This window comes from Pseudomonas flavescens (assembly GCF_013408425.1).
Classification (GTDB): domain Bacteria; phylum Pseudomonadota; class Gammaproteobacteria; order Pseudomonadales; family Pseudomonadaceae; genus Aquipseudomonas; species Aquipseudomonas fulva_A.
The window spans coordinates 5,936,878-5,951,877 of sequence record NZ_JACBYV010000001.1 but is presented as its reverse complement, the minus strand read 5'-3'; the positions used below and the strand labels follow the sequence as shown (position 1 = coordinate 5,951,877).

At 63.5% G+C, this 15,000-nt stretch carries 14 protein-coding genes and 1 pseudogene; 4 read left to right on the top strand and 11 right to left on the bottom strand.

Annotated elements, in window-relative coordinates:
• Nucleotides 1-69: 69 nt before the first annotated feature.
• The 4 genes from FHR27_RS26595 to FHR27_RS26580 all read right to left on the bottom strand — a co-directional run bounded on the left by FHR27_RS26595 (nucleotide 70) and on the right by FHR27_RS26580 (nucleotide 3,394).
• On the bottom strand, nucleotides 70-1,350 hold the full coding sequence (locus FHR27_RS26595; protein WP_042554658.1) for a TRAP transporter large permease subunit: 1,281 nt from the start codon (nucleotides 1,348-1,350) through the stop codon (nucleotides 70-72).
• Nucleotides 1,347-1,874, bottom strand: coding sequence for a TRAP transporter small permease (locus FHR27_RS26590; protein ID WP_042554657.1), 528 nt, complete (start codon nucleotides 1,872-1,874; stop codon nucleotides 1,347-1,349). Before FHR27_RS26590 ends, FHR27_RS26595 begins: the two co-directional genes overlap by 4 nt.
• A 138-nt stretch (nucleotides 1,875-2,012) precedes the next feature.
• On the bottom strand, nucleotides 2,013-3,029 hold the full coding sequence (locus FHR27_RS26585; protein ID WP_179539996.1) for a 4-hydroxythreonine-4-phosphate dehydrogenase PdxA: 1,017 nt from the start codon (nucleotides 3,027-3,029) through the stop codon (nucleotides 2,013-2,015).
• Nucleotides 3,026-3,394, bottom strand: a complete 369-nt coding sequence (locus tag FHR27_RS26580; RefSeq protein ID WP_179539995.1) for a hypothetical protein — start codon at nucleotides 3,392-3,394, stop codon at nucleotides 3,026-3,028. The genes FHR27_RS26585 and FHR27_RS26580 overlap by 4 nt, the downstream gene beginning before the upstream one ends.
• Nucleotides 3,395-3,651: 257 nt before the next feature.
• On the opposite strand from FHR27_RS26580, the gene FHR27_RS26575 reads away from it, so the two are divergent.
• The 4 genes from FHR27_RS26575 to FHR27_RS26560 all read left to right on the top strand — a co-directional run bounded on the left by FHR27_RS26575 (nucleotide 3,652) and on the right by FHR27_RS26560 (nucleotide 7,831).
• A complete protein-coding gene (locus tag FHR27_RS26575; RefSeq protein ID WP_179539994.1) occupies nucleotides 3,652-4,662 on the top strand; it encodes a Bug family tripartite tricarboxylate transporter substrate binding protein in 1,011 nt (336 codons plus the stop codon).
• 67 nt (nucleotides 4,663-4,729) lie between these two features.
• A complete protein-coding gene (locus FHR27_RS26570; RefSeq protein WP_042554654.1) occupies nucleotides 4,730-5,260 on the top strand; it encodes a tripartite tricarboxylate transporter TctB family protein in 531 nt (176 codons plus the stop codon).
• A complete protein-coding gene (locus tag FHR27_RS26565) occupies nucleotides 5,257-6,780 on the top strand; it encodes a tripartite tricarboxylate transporter permease (RefSeq protein ID WP_042554653.1) in 1,524 nt (507 codons plus the stop codon). Before FHR27_RS26570 ends, FHR27_RS26565 begins: the two co-directional genes overlap by 4 nt.
• 112 nt (nucleotides 6,781-6,892) lie before the next feature.
• Nucleotides 6,893-7,831: a LysR family transcriptional regulator gene (locus FHR27_RS26560; protein ID WP_179539993.1), complete on the top strand. Its 939-nt coding sequence runs from the start codon at nucleotides 6,893-6,895 to the stop codon at nucleotides 7,829-7,831.
• Between the two features lie 54 nt (nucleotides 7,832-7,885).
• Here FHR27_RS26560 and FHR27_RS26555 read toward each other — a convergent pair whose 3' ends face one another.
• The 7 genes and pseudogenes from FHR27_RS26555 to FHR27_RS26525 all read right to left on the bottom strand — a co-directional run bounded on the left by FHR27_RS26555 (nucleotide 7,886) and on the right by FHR27_RS26525 (nucleotide 14,997).
• Nucleotides 7,886-8,818 (bottom strand): SMP-30/gluconolactonase/LRE family protein, encoded by a 933-nt coding sequence (locus FHR27_RS26555; protein ID WP_179539992.1) that lies wholly within the window; start codon nucleotides 8,816-8,818, stop codon nucleotides 7,886-7,888.
• A 37-nt stretch (nucleotides 8,819-8,855) separates the two neighbouring features.
• Nucleotides 8,856-10,211, bottom strand: a complete 1,356-nt coding sequence (locus tag FHR27_RS26550; RefSeq protein WP_179539991.1) for a GntT/GntP/DsdX family permease — start codon at nucleotides 10,209-10,211, stop codon at nucleotides 8,856-8,858.
• A gap of 37 nt (nucleotides 10,212-10,248) precedes the next feature.
• On the bottom strand, nucleotides 10,249-11,028 hold the full coding sequence (locus FHR27_RS26545) for a hypothetical protein (RefSeq protein WP_197077031.1): 780 nt from the start codon (nucleotides 11,026-11,028) through the stop codon (nucleotides 10,249-10,251).
• A 617-nt stretch (nucleotides 11,029-11,645) separates the two neighbouring features.
• Nucleotides 11,646-12,248 carry an HAD-IA family hydrolase gene (locus tag FHR27_RS26540; RefSeq protein ID WP_197077030.1) on the bottom strand — a complete coding sequence of 201 codons (603 nt, stop codon included), beginning with the start codon at nucleotides 12,246-12,248 and terminating at the stop codon, nucleotides 11,646-11,648.
• A gap of 217 nt (nucleotides 12,249-12,465) precedes the next feature.
• Nucleotides 12,466-13,113 carry a methionine ABC transporter permease gene (locus FHR27_RS26535; RefSeq protein WP_156152730.1) on the bottom strand — a complete coding sequence of 216 codons (648 nt, stop codon included), beginning with the start codon at nucleotides 13,111-13,113 and terminating at the stop codon, nucleotides 12,466-12,468.
• A pseudogene (locus FHR27_RS26530) lies at nucleotides 13,103-14,149 on the bottom strand (methionine ABC transporter ATP-binding protein); the annotation flags it as partial. The gene FHR27_RS26535 and the pseudogene FHR27_RS26530, both read right to left, overlap by 11 nt.
• A gap of 53 nt (nucleotides 14,150-14,202) precedes the next feature.
• Nucleotides 14,203-14,997 (bottom strand): MetQ/NlpA family ABC transporter substrate-binding protein, encoded by a 795-nt coding sequence (locus FHR27_RS26525; RefSeq protein WP_042554646.1) that lies wholly within the window; start codon nucleotides 14,995-14,997, stop codon nucleotides 14,203-14,205.
• Nucleotides 14,998-15,000: the final 3 nt, after the last annotated feature.

The following is a 15,000-nucleotide window of genomic DNA, read 5'->3' as shown; positions in this document are numbered from 1 at the left end:
CGCACAGATGCACCATTTTCTTCTTGTTGTTTTTCATCGTTACTTCCTTGCAGTGAGGGAAAACCAGACTCAGGGGAGGAACCAGCGCATGGGCGTCATTACCAGTTCGGGGAAAATGACCAGCAGCGCCAGAACCCCCAGGTGAGCGAACAGGAAGGGCGTCACGCCACGCATCACACCGTCGAGCGGCACCTTGCCGACGCCGCTCATCACGCTGAGCACGTTGCCGATTGGCGGCGTGATCAGGCCGATGGAAGTGTTGAGGATGAACAGGATGCCGAAGTACACCGGGTCGATACCGGCCATCTTGATCACCGGCATGAACACCGGCGTGAGGATCAGCACGATCGGCATCAGGTCCATGGTGGTACCGACCAGCAGGACGATCACCATGATCACCACGAGCAGCAGTTGCGGACGATCGATCAGTGGCTCGAGCAGCCCACTGACCAGCATCGGCAGCTCGGCGATGGTCATCAGCCAGGACGAGACCAGCGCTGCGGCCACCAGGAACATCACCACCGCACTGGTACGCCCGGCGTCGAGGAACACCTTGAACAGGTCGCGAACCTTCAGCTCGCGGTACACGAACAGCGAGATGAACAGTGCATACACCGCCGCCACGGCAGCGGCCTCGGTCGGTGTGAAGATGCCCATCTTCAGACCACCGATGATCAGTACCGGCAGCAGCAAGGCCCAGATACCATCGAGGAAGGCCTTCCAGACTTCACTGAACGGCGCCTTCTCGCCACAAGGCAGATCGCTTTTGCGCGCCAGCCACCACCAGGTCATCCACAGCGCCAGGCCCATCATCAGCCCCGGTACGATGCCAGCCATGAACAGTTTGGTGATCGATACGCCACCGGCGACACCGAATACCACCAGGGGAATCGACGGCGGGATCACCGGCGCGATGATGCCACCTGCGGCGATCAGCCCGGCCGAACGGTTCGGGTCGTAGCCGGCCTTGCGCATCATCGGCATCAGCATCGCCGCCACGGCGGCGGTGTCCGCCACGGCCGAGCCGGACAGCGAGGCCATCACCATGGCAGCGATGATCGCCACGAATCCCAGGCCGCCACGCTTGTGGCCAACCAGCGCCATGGGCAGGGCGACGATGCGTCGCGACAGGCCGCCAGCGTTCATCAGTTCCCCCGCCAGCATGAAGAACGGGATGGCCAGCAGCGGGAAGCTGTCGGCGCCGCTGATCAGGTTCTGGGCGAGAATCTGCGCGTCGAAGGTGTCCAGCTGGATCATCAGTGCGACGCCGGCCACCAGCAGCGCGAACGCCACGGGAATGCGCATGGCCATGGCACCCAGCAGGGAGCCGAGGAATACCACGATGGTCATTTCGACACCTCGGAGATCAGTGCGTCTTCAGGGCTCAGCGGCATGACCTTGTCCGGGTCGATATGGCGGAACAGCAGCAGGTACAGGCGTTTGATCATGATTGCCGCCATGCCCAGGCTGCACACCACACCGGCGGCGTACATCAGCCCCAGCGGCAGGTTGGCCACGGGCGACAGGTTGTCCATGTTGATCACGGTCTGCTTGTAGCTACCGATCAGGAACAGGCTGACGCAGAACAGCATCATCAGCTCGGCGAGCACCGCGCAGACACGCTGGCCGAACGCGGGCAGGCGGCGATACAGCAAGTCGATGCCCAGGTGCGCGTTGTCACGCAGGGCGACCACCGCACCGATGAAGGTCAGCCACACGAACAGGTAGCGGGCGCCCTCGTCCGACAGGGCGATACCGGAGTTGAAGCCGTAGCGCAGCACCACGTTGAAGAACACCAGAATCACCATGGTGCCCATGCAGAACACCACGATGGTTTCGAACAGACGGGACATCAGCAGCGTCAGCAGGCGCATGGCAGATCCTCCCCCTGACCCTTTGCGCCGCGCACAGAGCGGCCCGCCGACGGCCACAGGGGCCGCCGATCATTGCGAAGTGAGCTAGCCATGAATGGCTCCTTGTTATTGTTGTTCTCGGAAACAGCGTTGGTACGATCAGCCCCGCTGGCGACTGCCCATGCGACAGGCGATCTCGAAGGCCTGACGGGTCGCCCCGACATTGGCCCTGCCCTGCCCGGCGATGTCGAAGGCAGTACCGTGAGCCGGCGTGGTGATCGGGATCGGCAGACCGCCCTGCACCGTCACGCCCCGGGAGAAGCCCATCAGCTTGATCGCGATCTGGCCCTGGTCGTGGTACATGGTCACCACCGCATCGAAGGCCTGGCTGTCGCCCTGCACCTTGAGAAAGATGGTGTCGCCCGGGTAAGGACCGATGGCCTCGATGCCTTGCTCGCGAGCGCGCTCCACCGCAGGGCCGATGATGTCCAGTTCTTCACGGCCGAAGCTGCCGTTGTCGCCGTTGTGCGGGTTCAGGCCGCAAACGCCGATGCGCGGTTTTGCCAGGCCATTGCGCTTGAGCGCGGTGTCGATCAGGCGGATCGCCTCGATCACCCGATCCTGACTGAGCAGCCCCGGCACCTCGGCCAGCGCCACGTGGGAAGTCACTCGTGAAGTCCACAGGTTGTCGAGCACGTTGAACTCGCAGAACGGCCCCTCGAAACCCAGGTATTCGGCGAACCAGTGCAGCTCGTCGCTGTGGCCCATGCCGGCCATGTGCAGCGAGGTCTTGTTCAGCGGACCGAACACAATGGCATCGGTGACTCCATCTGCGGTCAGGCGCAACGCCTGCTCCAGGGTATCGAGGCTATAGCGACCGCCGATCACGCTGGCCTCGCTGCGCGGGAAGTCGCCTTCGGCACCACCACGAAACGGCAGCAGCAGCGGCGTGTCGTCAGTGAACTGCAGCGCCTCGGTCGATTCGATGAGGCGATAAGGGAACGACAGCCCGGCGATATCCATGCCGCGGCGCACTTCGGCCTCGTCGGCGATCAACAGCACCTGGGCCTTGCGGCGTACCTCCGGCTCGGCCAGCAGGCGGGCGATCAGCTCCGGACCGATACCGGCGGGATCACCCAGAACCATGGCCAGACGGGGAAGGGTCGAGTTGCTCATGCGCTTGTCCTCAGGTCAGAAGATGCGTCCGGCATGCGGATGACATCGGGCACGGTGCGCCGTGCGTTACGGTAGAAAAGGGGTACCTGCTGTGCAGGCAATGGCCCGGCGGATATGGGTTGGCAGCCACCGTTGCTGAAAGAAGGAGAGAACTGCCACGACGCGGCAGCCAGAGGCAGGCTGCAGAGCATCAGCGCCTGCACGCTCGGCATGGCGCCAGCCCCTGTGCCAAGAGCGATCAGGACGATCGACGCGAAAACGATGAAGGCGAAGACGATACGCCAGTGTGCGCGGCACGGCCTGCCTGTCAGCGACTGATTCAGGGAAGCGTGCACCGGCAGGGCGACAGGTTGGACCTGAGCCATGGGGAACTACCTCTGCATTGTTGTTCTTGTAGTACCGAGCGACGAACGGTCAGCCGGGTTGAGCGAACTATCGGCCCGCTCAACGATAACCGTCTAATCAAAGCTTCTCATACGGACATAGCCTGGAGTTATCGCTCTACTGGGCCGGCGGCATAACCTGAGGCTATCGGAGTATCAGTTCTTTTGAGTAGACGCTTATCGACTCGCTTTGCAGACTCGGCGTAACCCATAACAACGACAACAATGAGGTAACCCCCATGCACATTGCCCGTACGCGTTATGTTCCCGCCCTGCTCGCGGCCTGCAGTCTGCTCTGCGCCGCCCCACTCACCGCCCTGGCAGACTGGAAGCCGCAGAAGAACGTGGAGATCATCGTCGCGGGTGGCCCCGGTGGCGGCACCGACCAGCTCGGCCGCGTGATCCAGTCGGCGATCAGCCAGCACAAGCTGCTCGACGTCAACACCGTGGTGTTCAACAAGGGTGGCGGCAACGGCGCCGAAGCCTTTCTCGAGATGAAGCTGGCCGATGGCGACGCCCACAAACTGGTGATCGGCACCAATAACGTCTACCTGCTGCCGCTGGTGGCCAAGCTGGGCTATCAGTGGACCGATCTGACCCCGGTCGCCGCCGTGGCCGAAGACGACTTCATTCTCTGGACGTATCAGGGCGCACCCTGGAAGGACGCCGCGGCATTCAAGGCGGACCTGGCCAAGAACGCGGCGAAGATGCGCATCGGCGGCAGCCAGTCCAAGGATGTCGACCAGACCCTGACCCTGCTGCTCGGCCAGCAGGCAGCCACCAAGATCACCTACATCCCCTTCAAGAGCGGCAGCGAAGCGTCCACCCAGCTGGCCGGCAAGCATATCGCTGCCAACTTCAACAACCCGGCCGAAAGCCTCAGCCAGTGGCGTGGCGGTCAGGTGGTACCACTGTGCGTGTTCAGCCAGCAGCGCATGATCTACACCCAGAAGGTCACAGAAACCCAGTCCTGGGCCGACGTTCCGACCTGCAAGGAGCAGGGCCTGGGCATCGGCCAGTACCGCTTTCCGAGAACGGTGTTCCTGCCCGGTGGCGTCAGCGACGAGCAGCGCGCCTTCTACGTCGAGCTGATGCGCAAGGTCAGCCAGACGCCGGAGTTCAAGACCTACGTCGAACGCTCCGCCCTGGCCCCGACCTTCCTTTCCGGGCAGGAACTGGTGAGCTACATCGAGAAGGATCGCGAGCGTGTCATTCCCGTGTTCAAGCAGGCCGGCTGGCTGCGCGATTAGTCCTGCCAGCAGGTCGCACGGCGGCGCTGGCCGCCGTAACGGGTATGCCCACAGCGAGGAAACACTCATGTCCAACACCACGGATACGCCGCTGGTAGCCACCCGCTGGGTGGAAATCGGCCTGGCGCTGTTCACCGCCGCCCTCGGCAGCATCGTCATGGTCGGCAGCATCGATATCGGCATCGGCTGGGGCGATAGCGGCCCCGAAGCCGGTTATTTTCCCTTCTACATCGGCCTGCTGATGACCGCAGCCAGTGTCGGCAACCTGATTCTGGCGCTGCTGCGCACGCCCGCGATGAGCGCCGCCTTCGTCAGCCGCAAGGCATTTCGCCAGGTGCTGGCGGTGTTCCTGCCGATCGTCCTGTATGTCGTCGTCATGCCCTTCAGCGGTATCTACCTGGCCTCGGCGGTTTTCATCGCCTGGTTCATGTGGAGCGATCGCCAGCGCAGCACCCCTTATGGAATACCCACCGTGGCAGCGATTTCCTGCGGCGCGGCGCTGGCCAGCTACCTGATCTTCGCCCTGTGGTTCAAGGTGCCTCTGGACAGCGGCGTGCTGGGTGACCTGGTGGCCATTGCCGGAGGGACGCCGCGATGAGCGAAATCGACTCTCTGATGCAGGGCATGGCGCTGATCCTCACCCCGCATCACATCGGCCTGATGGTGATCGGCGTGTTGCTCGGCATCCTCGTCGGCGTGCTGCCCGGTCTTGGTGCCCCCAATGGCGTGGCGCTGCTGCTGCCGCTGACCTTCACCATGGAACCGGTGTCGGCGATCATCCTGCTCTCGTGCATGTACTGGGGCGCGCTGTTCGGCGGCTCGATCACGTCGATCCTGTTCAACATCCCCGGCGAGCCCTCGTCGGTAGCGACCACGTTCGACGGTTACCCCATGGCCCGCAACGGCCAGGCCGGTGAAGCCCTGACCGCCGCCTTCACCTCGGCGCTGCTCGGTGCGCTGGTCGGCGTTCTGCTGCTGACCTTCCTGTCGACGCGCATCGCCGAATTCGCCATGGCGTTCAGCTCACCGGAGTTCTTCGCGGTGTACCTGCTGGCGTTCTGCACCTTCATCGGCATGAGCAAGAACCCGCCTCTGAAAACCGTGGTGGCGATGATGATCGGCTTCGCCATGGCCGCCGTTGGCATGGACACCGTATCCGGCGAACTGCGCCTGACCTACGACCAGCCCTGGCTACTCTCCGGCCTGAGCTTCGAGGTGGCGGTGATCGGCCTGTTCGGTATCGGCGAGATTCTCTGCACGGTCGAGGAAGGCCTGGTGTTTCGTGGCGAGCGTGCGCGCATCACGCCGATGACCATCCTGCGCACCTGGGCCAAGCTGCCACGCTACTGGCTGACCTGGCTACGCAGCGCTCTGGTCGGCTGCTGGATGGGCGTCACCCCCGGCGGGCCGACCGCCGCTTCGTTCATGAGTTACAGCCTGGCACGACGCTTCTCGAAGAACCGCGACAACTTCGGCAAGGGTGAGATGGAGGGCGTGATCGCCCCGGAAACCGCCGACCACAGCGCTGGCACCAGCGCCCTGCTGCCCATGCTGACCCTCGGCATTCCTGGCTCGGCCACCGCTGCGGTGATGCTCGGTGGGCTGATGATCTGGGGCCTGCACCCGGGGCCGACACTGTTCGTCGAACAGCACGACTTCGTCTGGGGCCTGATCGCCAGCATGTACCTGGGCAACGTGGTCAGTCTGATCGTGGTGCTGGCGACGGTGCCGCTGTTCGCGTCGATCCTGCGCATACCGTTCTCGATCATCGCGCCGATCATCATCATGATCTGCTCGATCGGTGCCTACTCGGTGCACAACTCGATGTTCGATGTCGGCCTGATGCTGATTTTCGGCGCCCTGGGTTATGTGTTCAAGAAGCTCGGCTACCCCATCGCGCCATTGATCCTCGCCGCGGTACTGGGCGACAAGGCCGAGGATGCCTTCCGCCAATCGATGCTGTTCTCCGACGGGCAATTGTCGATCTTCTGGTCCAACCCGCTGGTCGGCAGCCTGACCAGCGCCGCTCTGGTGATGCTGTTCTGGCCGCTGCTGGCCCGTGGCCTCAAGGCGATGTTCGGCTTGCGCCGGTCCGGGCAGGCTCGCCATGTCTCGTGATCGCCAGCAGGCCGGCTCGTTCCTGGCAACCGCAACGGGGCGCTCCTTGATGACTGGCGAGCGCCGCGATTTCTTGTCACCCTTGCCCATCGCCCCTGTCACGAGCCGCGCCATGTCCCGCATTCCAGACGCCAGCATCATCCACAGCCGCCTGCGCCTGCGGCAGTTGCGCCTGATGCTGGCCCTGCAGGAGTTCGGCTCGTTGCGCCGGGCCGCCGAAGAAATCGGCATGACCCAACCCGCGGCGACCAAGATGCTTCACGAGGCCGAGAGCCTGCTCGGCGTCGAGCTGTTCGAGCGACTGCCGCGGGGCATGCGCGCCACCGCCTTTGGCGAAACGGCGATTTACTACGCCAAGATGATCTTCGCCGAGCTCTCGGGCATGCGTGAGGAGTTCGTCGCGCTGGAGTCGGGCAACCTCGGCCGGGTCACCATCGGCGCCATTCCTGCACTGGCCTCGGGGCTGCTGACGCGCACCATCGCCACCCTCAAGCAAAGCCATCCAAGGTTGTCCATGAGCATCCAGGTCGACACCAGCGACGTGCTGGTGCAGGCCCTGCAACAGGATCAGCTCGACGTGGTGCTCGGCAGGATTCCCGATGGCGCGCGTACCGATGATCTGCTGTTCGACAGCCTTGGCGAGGAAACCCTGTGCGTGGTCGCAGGGGCCCAGCACCCCATGGCCGGCGCCACGCAACTGACCTGGGAAGAGTTGCAGGACCTGACCTGGGTGCTGCAACAGCACCCGAGCCCGATGCGCACCATCATCAACCAGGCGTTCCACAATGCACGGGTCGACATCCCCAGCAGCATCGTCGAAACCACCTCGATCATGACCCTGCTGTCGCTGCTGCAGCAAACCGACATGATCGGTGTGACCCCGGTCTCGGTGGTCAACGACTATCCAGGCAAGCACCTGCTCAAGGTGCTACCGATCACCTTCGTGCCCCGCCTGCCACCCTACGGCCTGATCACCCGCCGCCACCGCATCCAGTCTTCGGCGATGCAGGCGTTCATCGATGCGGTGAAGGAAGAACACGCCGCGGACTAGAACGTCCCCTTAGGGGAGCGGCCCACCGAGGCTACGCGGACCGAACCCTCCAAGCTACAACGCAGGCCGTACTTCCAGGCGATACAGCGAGGTGCTGGCGACGATGAACAGGTAGCGACCATTCACACCACCGAACGTCAGGTTGCCGACCTTCTCGGGAACGGGAATGTGCGCCAGCCGGGTTCCATCCGGATGGTAGACCTGCACCCCGTCGGCACTGCTGATGAACAGCCAACCGCGGGCATCGACACGAAAGCCGTCCGGCAGCCCAGGCTCGATCACCGCGAAGACTCTGGGGTTTGCCAGCACCCGCCCGCCCAGCACATCGAAGGCGATGACCTGATGATTGCCATCCGCACGCAGTGCCGCCGAGGTATCGGAAACGTAGAGCACCCGCTCATCCGGTGAGAATGCCAGGCCGTTGGGCTCTTCCAGCAGATCGCTGGCGATCTCCAGCGCACCGATGACCGGGTCGAAACGAAATACATGGTTGTGCCGCTGCTCGGGCTCGGCCCTGTACCCTTCTCGATCGGAGAGAATGCCGTACGGTGGATCGGTGAACCACAACGAACCGTCCCCCTTGACCACGATATCGTTGGGCGAATTCAGACGTCGCCCCTGATAGTGGCTGACCACCAGTTCGTCGTCGGCCAGTGGCTGCGAACGCCCCTCGCTGAGGCGAGTACGCAGAATCGCCCTGAGTCCGTGGGAACAGTGCAACAGCGAGCCATCCAGATCCAGCGTATGGCCATTGCAGAACTCGGCACCCGTTCGCCACACGCTGAGCCCCTGCTCCTCGTTCCAGCGCAGCATGCGGTCATTGGGTATGTCGCTCCACAGCAGAGCGGCCTGGTCCTCGATCCATACCGGCCCCTCGCCCCAGGTTGCACCACTGGCCAGTCGCTGCACGACAGCGCCCTGGGGAAACAGCTCGGCCGCTCGTGCGTCGAAAATTTCAGGTGTTGCCTGCAACTGTTGGTCACTCATGTTTCGAATCTCCTGAAAAAGATCGATCCCGCCAGGCTCAGACCCACGGCCACAGCAGCAGGATGAGTATCAGCGCAACGAAACCACCCACGGTGGTAAGCGGTGTCCAGGTGCGCAAGCCATCGGCCACGCTCAGCCCGAGCATGCGCGTGACGATCCAGAACCCCGGATCGTTGACGTGGGAGAGCGCCATGCCGCCGGCCCCCATGGCCAGGCCGAGAAGTGCCAGCTGGCTGGCGCTCAGGGATGCCTCCGCGACCAGCGGCGCGATGATGCCAGCGGTGGTCATCAGGGCTACCGTCGTGGGCCCCTGGGCGGCACGCAGCAACAGGGTGACGGAAAAGGCCATCAGCAGCAGCGGCAGGCCGGTGGATTGCAGCGCCTCGGCCAAAGCCCCGCCGATGCCCGTGGACACCAGAACCCTGGCGAAGGCGCCACCGGCACCGGTTACCAGAATCACCATGGCGACGCCGGGAATCGCCGAACCGAGCACTTCGCTTACCGTCGCCAGTGGCATGCCTCTGCGAATGCCCAGCAGATAGGCGCAGGCCAGCACACCCACCATCAGCGCGACGTAAGGAATACCCAGGAACATCAACAGGGAGCGCCCCATCGCGCTTTCCGGCATGAGCATCGAGGCCAGGGTACCGAGCATGATCAGTGCGATGGGCAGCGCGATCAGGCTGGCGACCAGCCCCGCCCGTGGCAGTGCCGGGCTTTCGTTGCTGACGGTACTCGTGGCATTCGTCAGGCTGGCGGCAACATCGTCGCTGATGGCCAGATGACGACGGGTCAGCACCTTGCTGGCGAGGAAGATCGCGACGCTGGTCAGCCCCGCAATCGGCAGGCCAAGCATCAGCATCCTGCCGATATCGATGCCCAGCTCCCCCGCCACCGCGACCATGCCAGGGTGTGGTGGCAGCAACGCATGCACCACCAGCAGCACCGCGCACATGGGCAGGGCCAGCGACACCAGGCGCAAGCCGCGCGAGCGTGCCAGGCCGTAGGCCAGCGGCATCAACATGATCACACCGACCTCGAAGAACACCGGAATCCCCACCCCGAAGGCCGTGAACATCATGGCTATCGGTACGCGTCGCTGGCCGAAGCGCCGCACCATGTAACCGGCGAGCGCTTCAGCACCACCGGACAGTTCGACCATGCGCCCGATCATCGCCCCCAGAGCAATGATCACCGCAATGTGCCCCAGGGTTTTCCCCAGCCCTCCTTCGATGGCTTCGGTCAGTTGCTCGACAGGCACGCCTGCAGCCAGGGCCAGGCCGGTAGCCACCAATAGCAGGGCCACGAACGGCGGCATGCGGACCACCAGAATCAATAGAAGAAGAATGCTCAGGGCACCCGCGCCCAGCATCAGCAGCGTCAACATTTCCATATAGGTAATCTCCTTGTTATAGGTCTGGCAGCGCCAGTCAGTCTCCAGGCAAGCGACGTACCCCCCAGCCGATAGGCCGGCGGCGATTGCCCGGGTGGGTAGGGGCAGGCCCCCAGATGGCCTGGTAGGTATCGATGCAGCGGCCTGCCCGCTGCAGCAACAGGCCGACCATGAACAACGCGGCCCACCAGGCGGCGATGGACAGTGCCATCCAGCGCGGCGCATCGACCATGGTGATGCCTATCAGGGTGGCGATCAGCGCCAGCAGCAACGCCAACCAGCCAATGCTCTTGTGCAGCCGTTCGAAACGCACCCGGTGCGAAGTCATCTGGTAGTGATCGCCCTGCCATTGCTCACAGGTCGGCCCGCCCTTGGAGCCGCGCAAGAACCCGCTGACCAGTTGGACGCACGCGCACAGCATCACCAGCCAGCCACACAGCGCATGCCACTGCGCCAACGCCGTCTGCCGGGTTGCCATACCCAGTACCAGCAGCACACCCAGCAACCCGGCCAGGCTGCCACCCACCTGCAGCCACAGATGCATCCGCCACCAGCGCTTGTTATCCAGCACCGCAGGCCAGCCCTGACCCGGCATGACCTTGAAATAGCGTGCCGCGAGCACGCCGAGGGGGAGCATCACGCTCCAGCTCACCACCATCACACGTCCATGCCAGGCGGCCCGCACATCGATTCGGTGCTCATCGCTGCCAGACAGCGGCAGGCGCAGCCAGTCCCAATGCTCGGCCACTGCCCATCCGGCCAGAGAGCAGAGAAACAGCGCCAAGCCCAGCCCGGCGATCCACCGCACGCCGCTCACGAGACGCCGCCACAAAGCGGTGTCAGACCGCGTACGGGAAACACGACGGGGCCTTTGATCGACGGGCGATCGACGCGTGCGCAGATGGGGTGGTAGAGCGTAGGTGCGGACAGTGGCTGGCACTGCGGGGCTGGGGCGTACGGCGAATCTACTGCAGGGGATGCACACAGGGTCCATGGCGGACCGGCGCTGCGCGGACAATCCGCGGCTTCAATTCGGACAAGGCGAGCGGCTGCCATGATCCTTCCTCTTTCTTGTTTTTATCAACGTTCAAGCGCGCTGATTCCATTCGCGTACCCCGATAGTCGGACAGAGGCGTGCTCATCGTCTAATAGAGGTTTCTTATCCGGATATTCATCACGGCTATAGCAGGGATCAAAAACACCACGCACCAGAACGCGTACACGGCAGCATGATTGTTAGCGCAACCAGGTTGCATGGGGTTGATGCGCGCAGATAATGAGCTGGAGCGGATCGCCGTCCGCGACGGGGACGCAGTTTCCATTGATGGATTGCAAGCTCCTGCGTCGGATCCTCGGCCTGGGCGCTCAGCGCCAGCCTGGGCTGGACATCGGGCGCAGAGCCCCCCTACAGGCATTCCCGCGCAACAGATATGATCAGAACTTACTCAGTATTTTGAGCAGAGAGTCTCCCTCTCGCCAAAGATTGGCGCTCCATCCTGAAGCCTGTGCAGCCGTGACGTTCGCAGGGGTGTCGTCGATCAGCAGCAACTTCTCAACCGAAAATCCAGACAGCAAGGCTGCCTGCTCGAAGAAAGCTCGATCGGGTTTGCGGTGACCTAATGCAGCGGAGTAGTAAATACCGTCAACGTCATGACCCAGGCCGAGCGTGTCGGATAGGTATGCCGCGCGAACATGCTCCTGATTGGTCGCCAGATAGACCTTTACCCCGCCAGCGCGCAGTTGGCGAAGCTCGGCCAGCAGGTCACCGTTCAGACGCGCATCGTTTTCGAACCAGTAGGCAATAAAGTCATCGCAGGACAGAGCTGGCGCTACCTTTGCCAAAGCAGTTTTCAAATGATCGACCAAGGCGCAACGACCTAGGACGATATCGTTCCAGTAAGGAGTGAAGAACTCTCGCTGAAGATCCACAGGTGAAACACCCAGGTCCTCTTCAAGGGAGAATGCCCAAGGTTTACCGTCAGCGGGACGACCGCAAATCAGAACGCCATCCACATCGACCATCAGAGCACTGAACACGCTGGCAACTCTCCTGATAACCCAAAACTGGTTTGCTGGTTCCTACGCCCCAGCGTGGGAAGCCTAGGCCGGGCCGCTCTGCGCCAGTCAGGGCTATACATCGGACGCAGAGCGTCCCGCAGCCATTCCCACACAGCGCCTGAGCAACGACCTGAAGGGTGGAATGCAGGATGGGCGTAGGGTGGGCTTCAGCCCACCAAAACCAACGGCGAACGCGTCAAGCCCGCTTGTTCAGGCCCCGCGCCAGCCGATCGCCCGCGAACTGGATCAGGCTGACCAGCACCACCAGAGCGACGATCACGGTCAACATCACCTGGCTGTCGAAGCGCTGATAACCGTAGCGGTAAGCCAGGTCGCCGAGGCCACCAGCACCGATGGCGCCCGCCATGGCCGAGGAGTTGATCATGGTCACCAGGGTGATGGTGAAGCCGCCGACGATGCCCGGTAGCGCCTCGGGCAACAGCACGTGCCAGACGATGTGCCAGCGGCGGCAGCCCATGGCCTGGGCCGCTTCGATCAGGCCATGATCGACCTCACGCAGACTGACCTCGGCGATCCGCGCGAAGAACGGGGTAGCCGCGATGGTCAGCGGTACCACGGCGGCCCATACGCCGTAACTGGTACCTACCACCCAGCGGGTGAACGGGATCAGTGCGACCATCAGGATCAGGAAGGGAATCGAGCGGAACAGGTTGACGAAACTGCCCAGCAACTGATTCAGCCGCGGTGCCTCGAAGATCCCGCCCTTGCTGCTGGTGACCAGAAATACCGCCAGCGGAATACCCGCGAGCAAGGCCAGCAGCGACGACACGCCGACCATCAGCAGGGTGTCGAGAAACGCCTGCCAGAGACGATCAAGCAGCAGCGACATACCCCAGTACCTCCACGTGATCCGCCAACTGGCGGGCATTGTTCAAGAGCGCTTCATGGCTGTGCGGTGAAGCACTCACTGCCAGTAGCAGGTAGCCCAGGGCATGGCCCTGGATGCGTTCGATTCCACCATCGAGCAATGCCAGACGCCCACCGAGCGCCCCGGCCACTGCGCCCAGATCCGGCTCGGGGTTGCTGCCGGAAAACTGCAGGCGCAGCACCAGGGCATCCTCCGGGTTTTGCTGGTGGGCGCGCAGGCGCGCCTGGACATCCGCCGGCAGGCCATGGCGCAACGGCGCCAGCAAGGTGCGGGTGACCGCATGCCGTGGCGAGCCGAACACGCGCCAGACCTCGCCCTGCTCGACCACTTCGCCCTGTTCGAGCACCACCACGCGGTCGCAGATATCGCGGATCACCGCCATCTCGTGAGTGATCAGCACGATGGTCAGCCCCAGGCGCTCGTTGATCTCGCGCAACAGGCCGAGGATCGCCTGGGTGGTTTCCGGATCGAGGGCCGACGTCGCCTCGTCGCAGAGCAGGATCTGCGGATCGTGCACCAGCGCGCGAGCGATCCCCACGCGCTGCTTCTGGCCGCCGGACAACTGCGCCGGGTAGACGCCATGCTTGTCCTGCAGGCCGACCAGCTCCAGCAACTCGCGCACCTTGCGTTGGCGCTGCTCGCGCGGCACGCCGGCGACCCGCAACGGCAGTTCGACGTTCTGCCACACGGTCTTGGCCGACATCAGGTTGAAATGCTGGAAGATCATGCCGATGCGTCGGCGCAGCTGCACCAGGTGATCTTCATCGAGCAGGCCGATGTCTTCGCCATCGATCAGCACCTGGCCGCTGCTCGGCGTTTCCAGGCGATTGATGGTGCGGATCAACGAAGACTTGCCGGCGCCGCTGCGGCCGATGATGCCGAACACCTCGGCGCGGTTGATGGCCAGGTCGATATCACGCAGCGCCTGGACCGTGCCCTCGCTGCTCGCGTAAACCTTGTTGAGGCCGACGAAGCGCAGTTGCGCTTCGCTGTCCTGGCGGGCCTGAGCGACCTGCTGCAGGTGGGGATCGAAACCACTCATGCTCAGCTTTTCCAGCCTGGCTGGTAGAGCTTGCCGTGGGCCTTGTCGAGGGCCGCACGGACCTCCGGCGAGTGCTGGTAGATATCGACGAACTTGCGCAGACGCTCATCGTTCTTGCTGGCTGGCTGGATGACGAACTGGATGATGTACTCGGGGTTGTCCACGCCATCGAACAACAGTGCCGATTCGGGATCGTGGGTGCCGGCCAGGCGGATGTATTGCGGATAGCCCTGGGCCAGATCGACCTCATCGAGCGCACGCACCAGTTGCACGGCTTCCAGCTCGATGATGCGGATGTCCTTCGGGTTGCTGGTCACGTCTTCGAGGGTGGCCCGGTAGCCAACGCCGGGTTTGAGGGTAATCAGCCCGGCCTTCTGCAGCAGTTGCAGACCACGCCCGCCATTTACCGGGTCGTTGGCGATCGCCACCTTGGCGCCCTTGGGCAGGCTGGCGAAGTCGCTGTACCGCTTCGAGTACAGGCCGACGTTGTTGATCACGCCCGGCGCGTAGGGCACCAGATCGTAGCCGCCATCCTTGTTGGCATTCTCGAGGAACGGCACGTGCTGAAAGTAGTTCACGTCGATATCGCCAGCGGCAAGGCTGACGTTGGGCGCGATCCAGTCGCTGAACTCGATCAGCTCCACTTCGAGCCCCTGCTTCTTGGCTTCGGCGACCGCCACCTCCAGAGCCGGGGCGAAGGCAGCGGTGGTGCCGAGCTTCAGTGGCTGCGCTGCTGCGGCCAGACCGGAAACGCTCAGCAGGGTACCCAGCGCGAGGGTTTTCAATAATGTAGACATGGC

What these genes read in the sequence shown, in the direction of transcription:
- FHR27_RS26550 (WP_179539991.1), bottom strand. Translation starts at nt 10,211, where the DNA reads ATGGAAATGTTGACGCTGCTGATGCTGGGCGCGGGTGCCCTGAGCATT.
- FHR27_RS26590 (WP_042554657.1), bottom strand. Translation starts at nt 1,874, where the DNA reads ATGCGCCTGCTGACGCTGCTGATGTCCCGTCTGTTCGAAACCATCGTG.
- FHR27_RS26525 (WP_042554646.1), bottom strand. Translation starts at nt 14,997, where the DNA reads ATGTCTACATTATTGAAAACCCTCGCGCTGGGTACCCTGCTGAGCGTT.
- FHR27_RS26580 (WP_179539995.1), bottom strand. Translation starts at nt 3,394, where the DNA reads ATGGCTCAGGTCCAACCTGTCGCCCTGCCGGTGCACGCTTCCCTGAAT.
- FHR27_RS26585 (WP_179539996.1), bottom strand. Translation starts at nt 3,029, where the DNA reads ATGAGCAACTCGACCCTTCCCCGTCTGGCCATGGTTCTGGGTGATCCC.
- FHR27_RS26565 (WP_042554653.1), top strand. Translation starts at nt 5,257, where the DNA reads ATGAGCGAAATCGACTCTCTGATGCAGGGCATGGCGCTGATCCTCACC.
- FHR27_RS26570 (WP_042554654.1), top strand. Translation starts at nt 4,730, where the DNA reads ATGTCCAACACCACGGATACGCCGCTGGTAGCCACCCGCTGGGTGGAA.
- FHR27_RS26575 (WP_179539994.1), top strand. Translation starts at nt 3,652, where the DNA reads ATGCACATTGCCCGTACGCGTTATGTTCCCGCCCTGCTCGCGGCCTGC.
- FHR27_RS26560 (WP_179539993.1), top strand. Translation starts at nt 6,893, where the DNA reads ATGTCCCGCATTCCAGACGCCAGCATCATCCACAGCCGCCTGCGCCTG.
- FHR27_RS26555 (WP_179539992.1), bottom strand. Translation starts at nt 8,818, where the DNA reads ATGAGTGACCAACAGTTGCAGGCAACACCTGAAATTTTCGACGCACGA.
- FHR27_RS26595 (WP_042554658.1), bottom strand. Translation starts at nt 1,350, where the DNA reads ATGACCATCGTGGTATTCCTCGGCTCCCTGCTGGGTGCCATGGCCATG.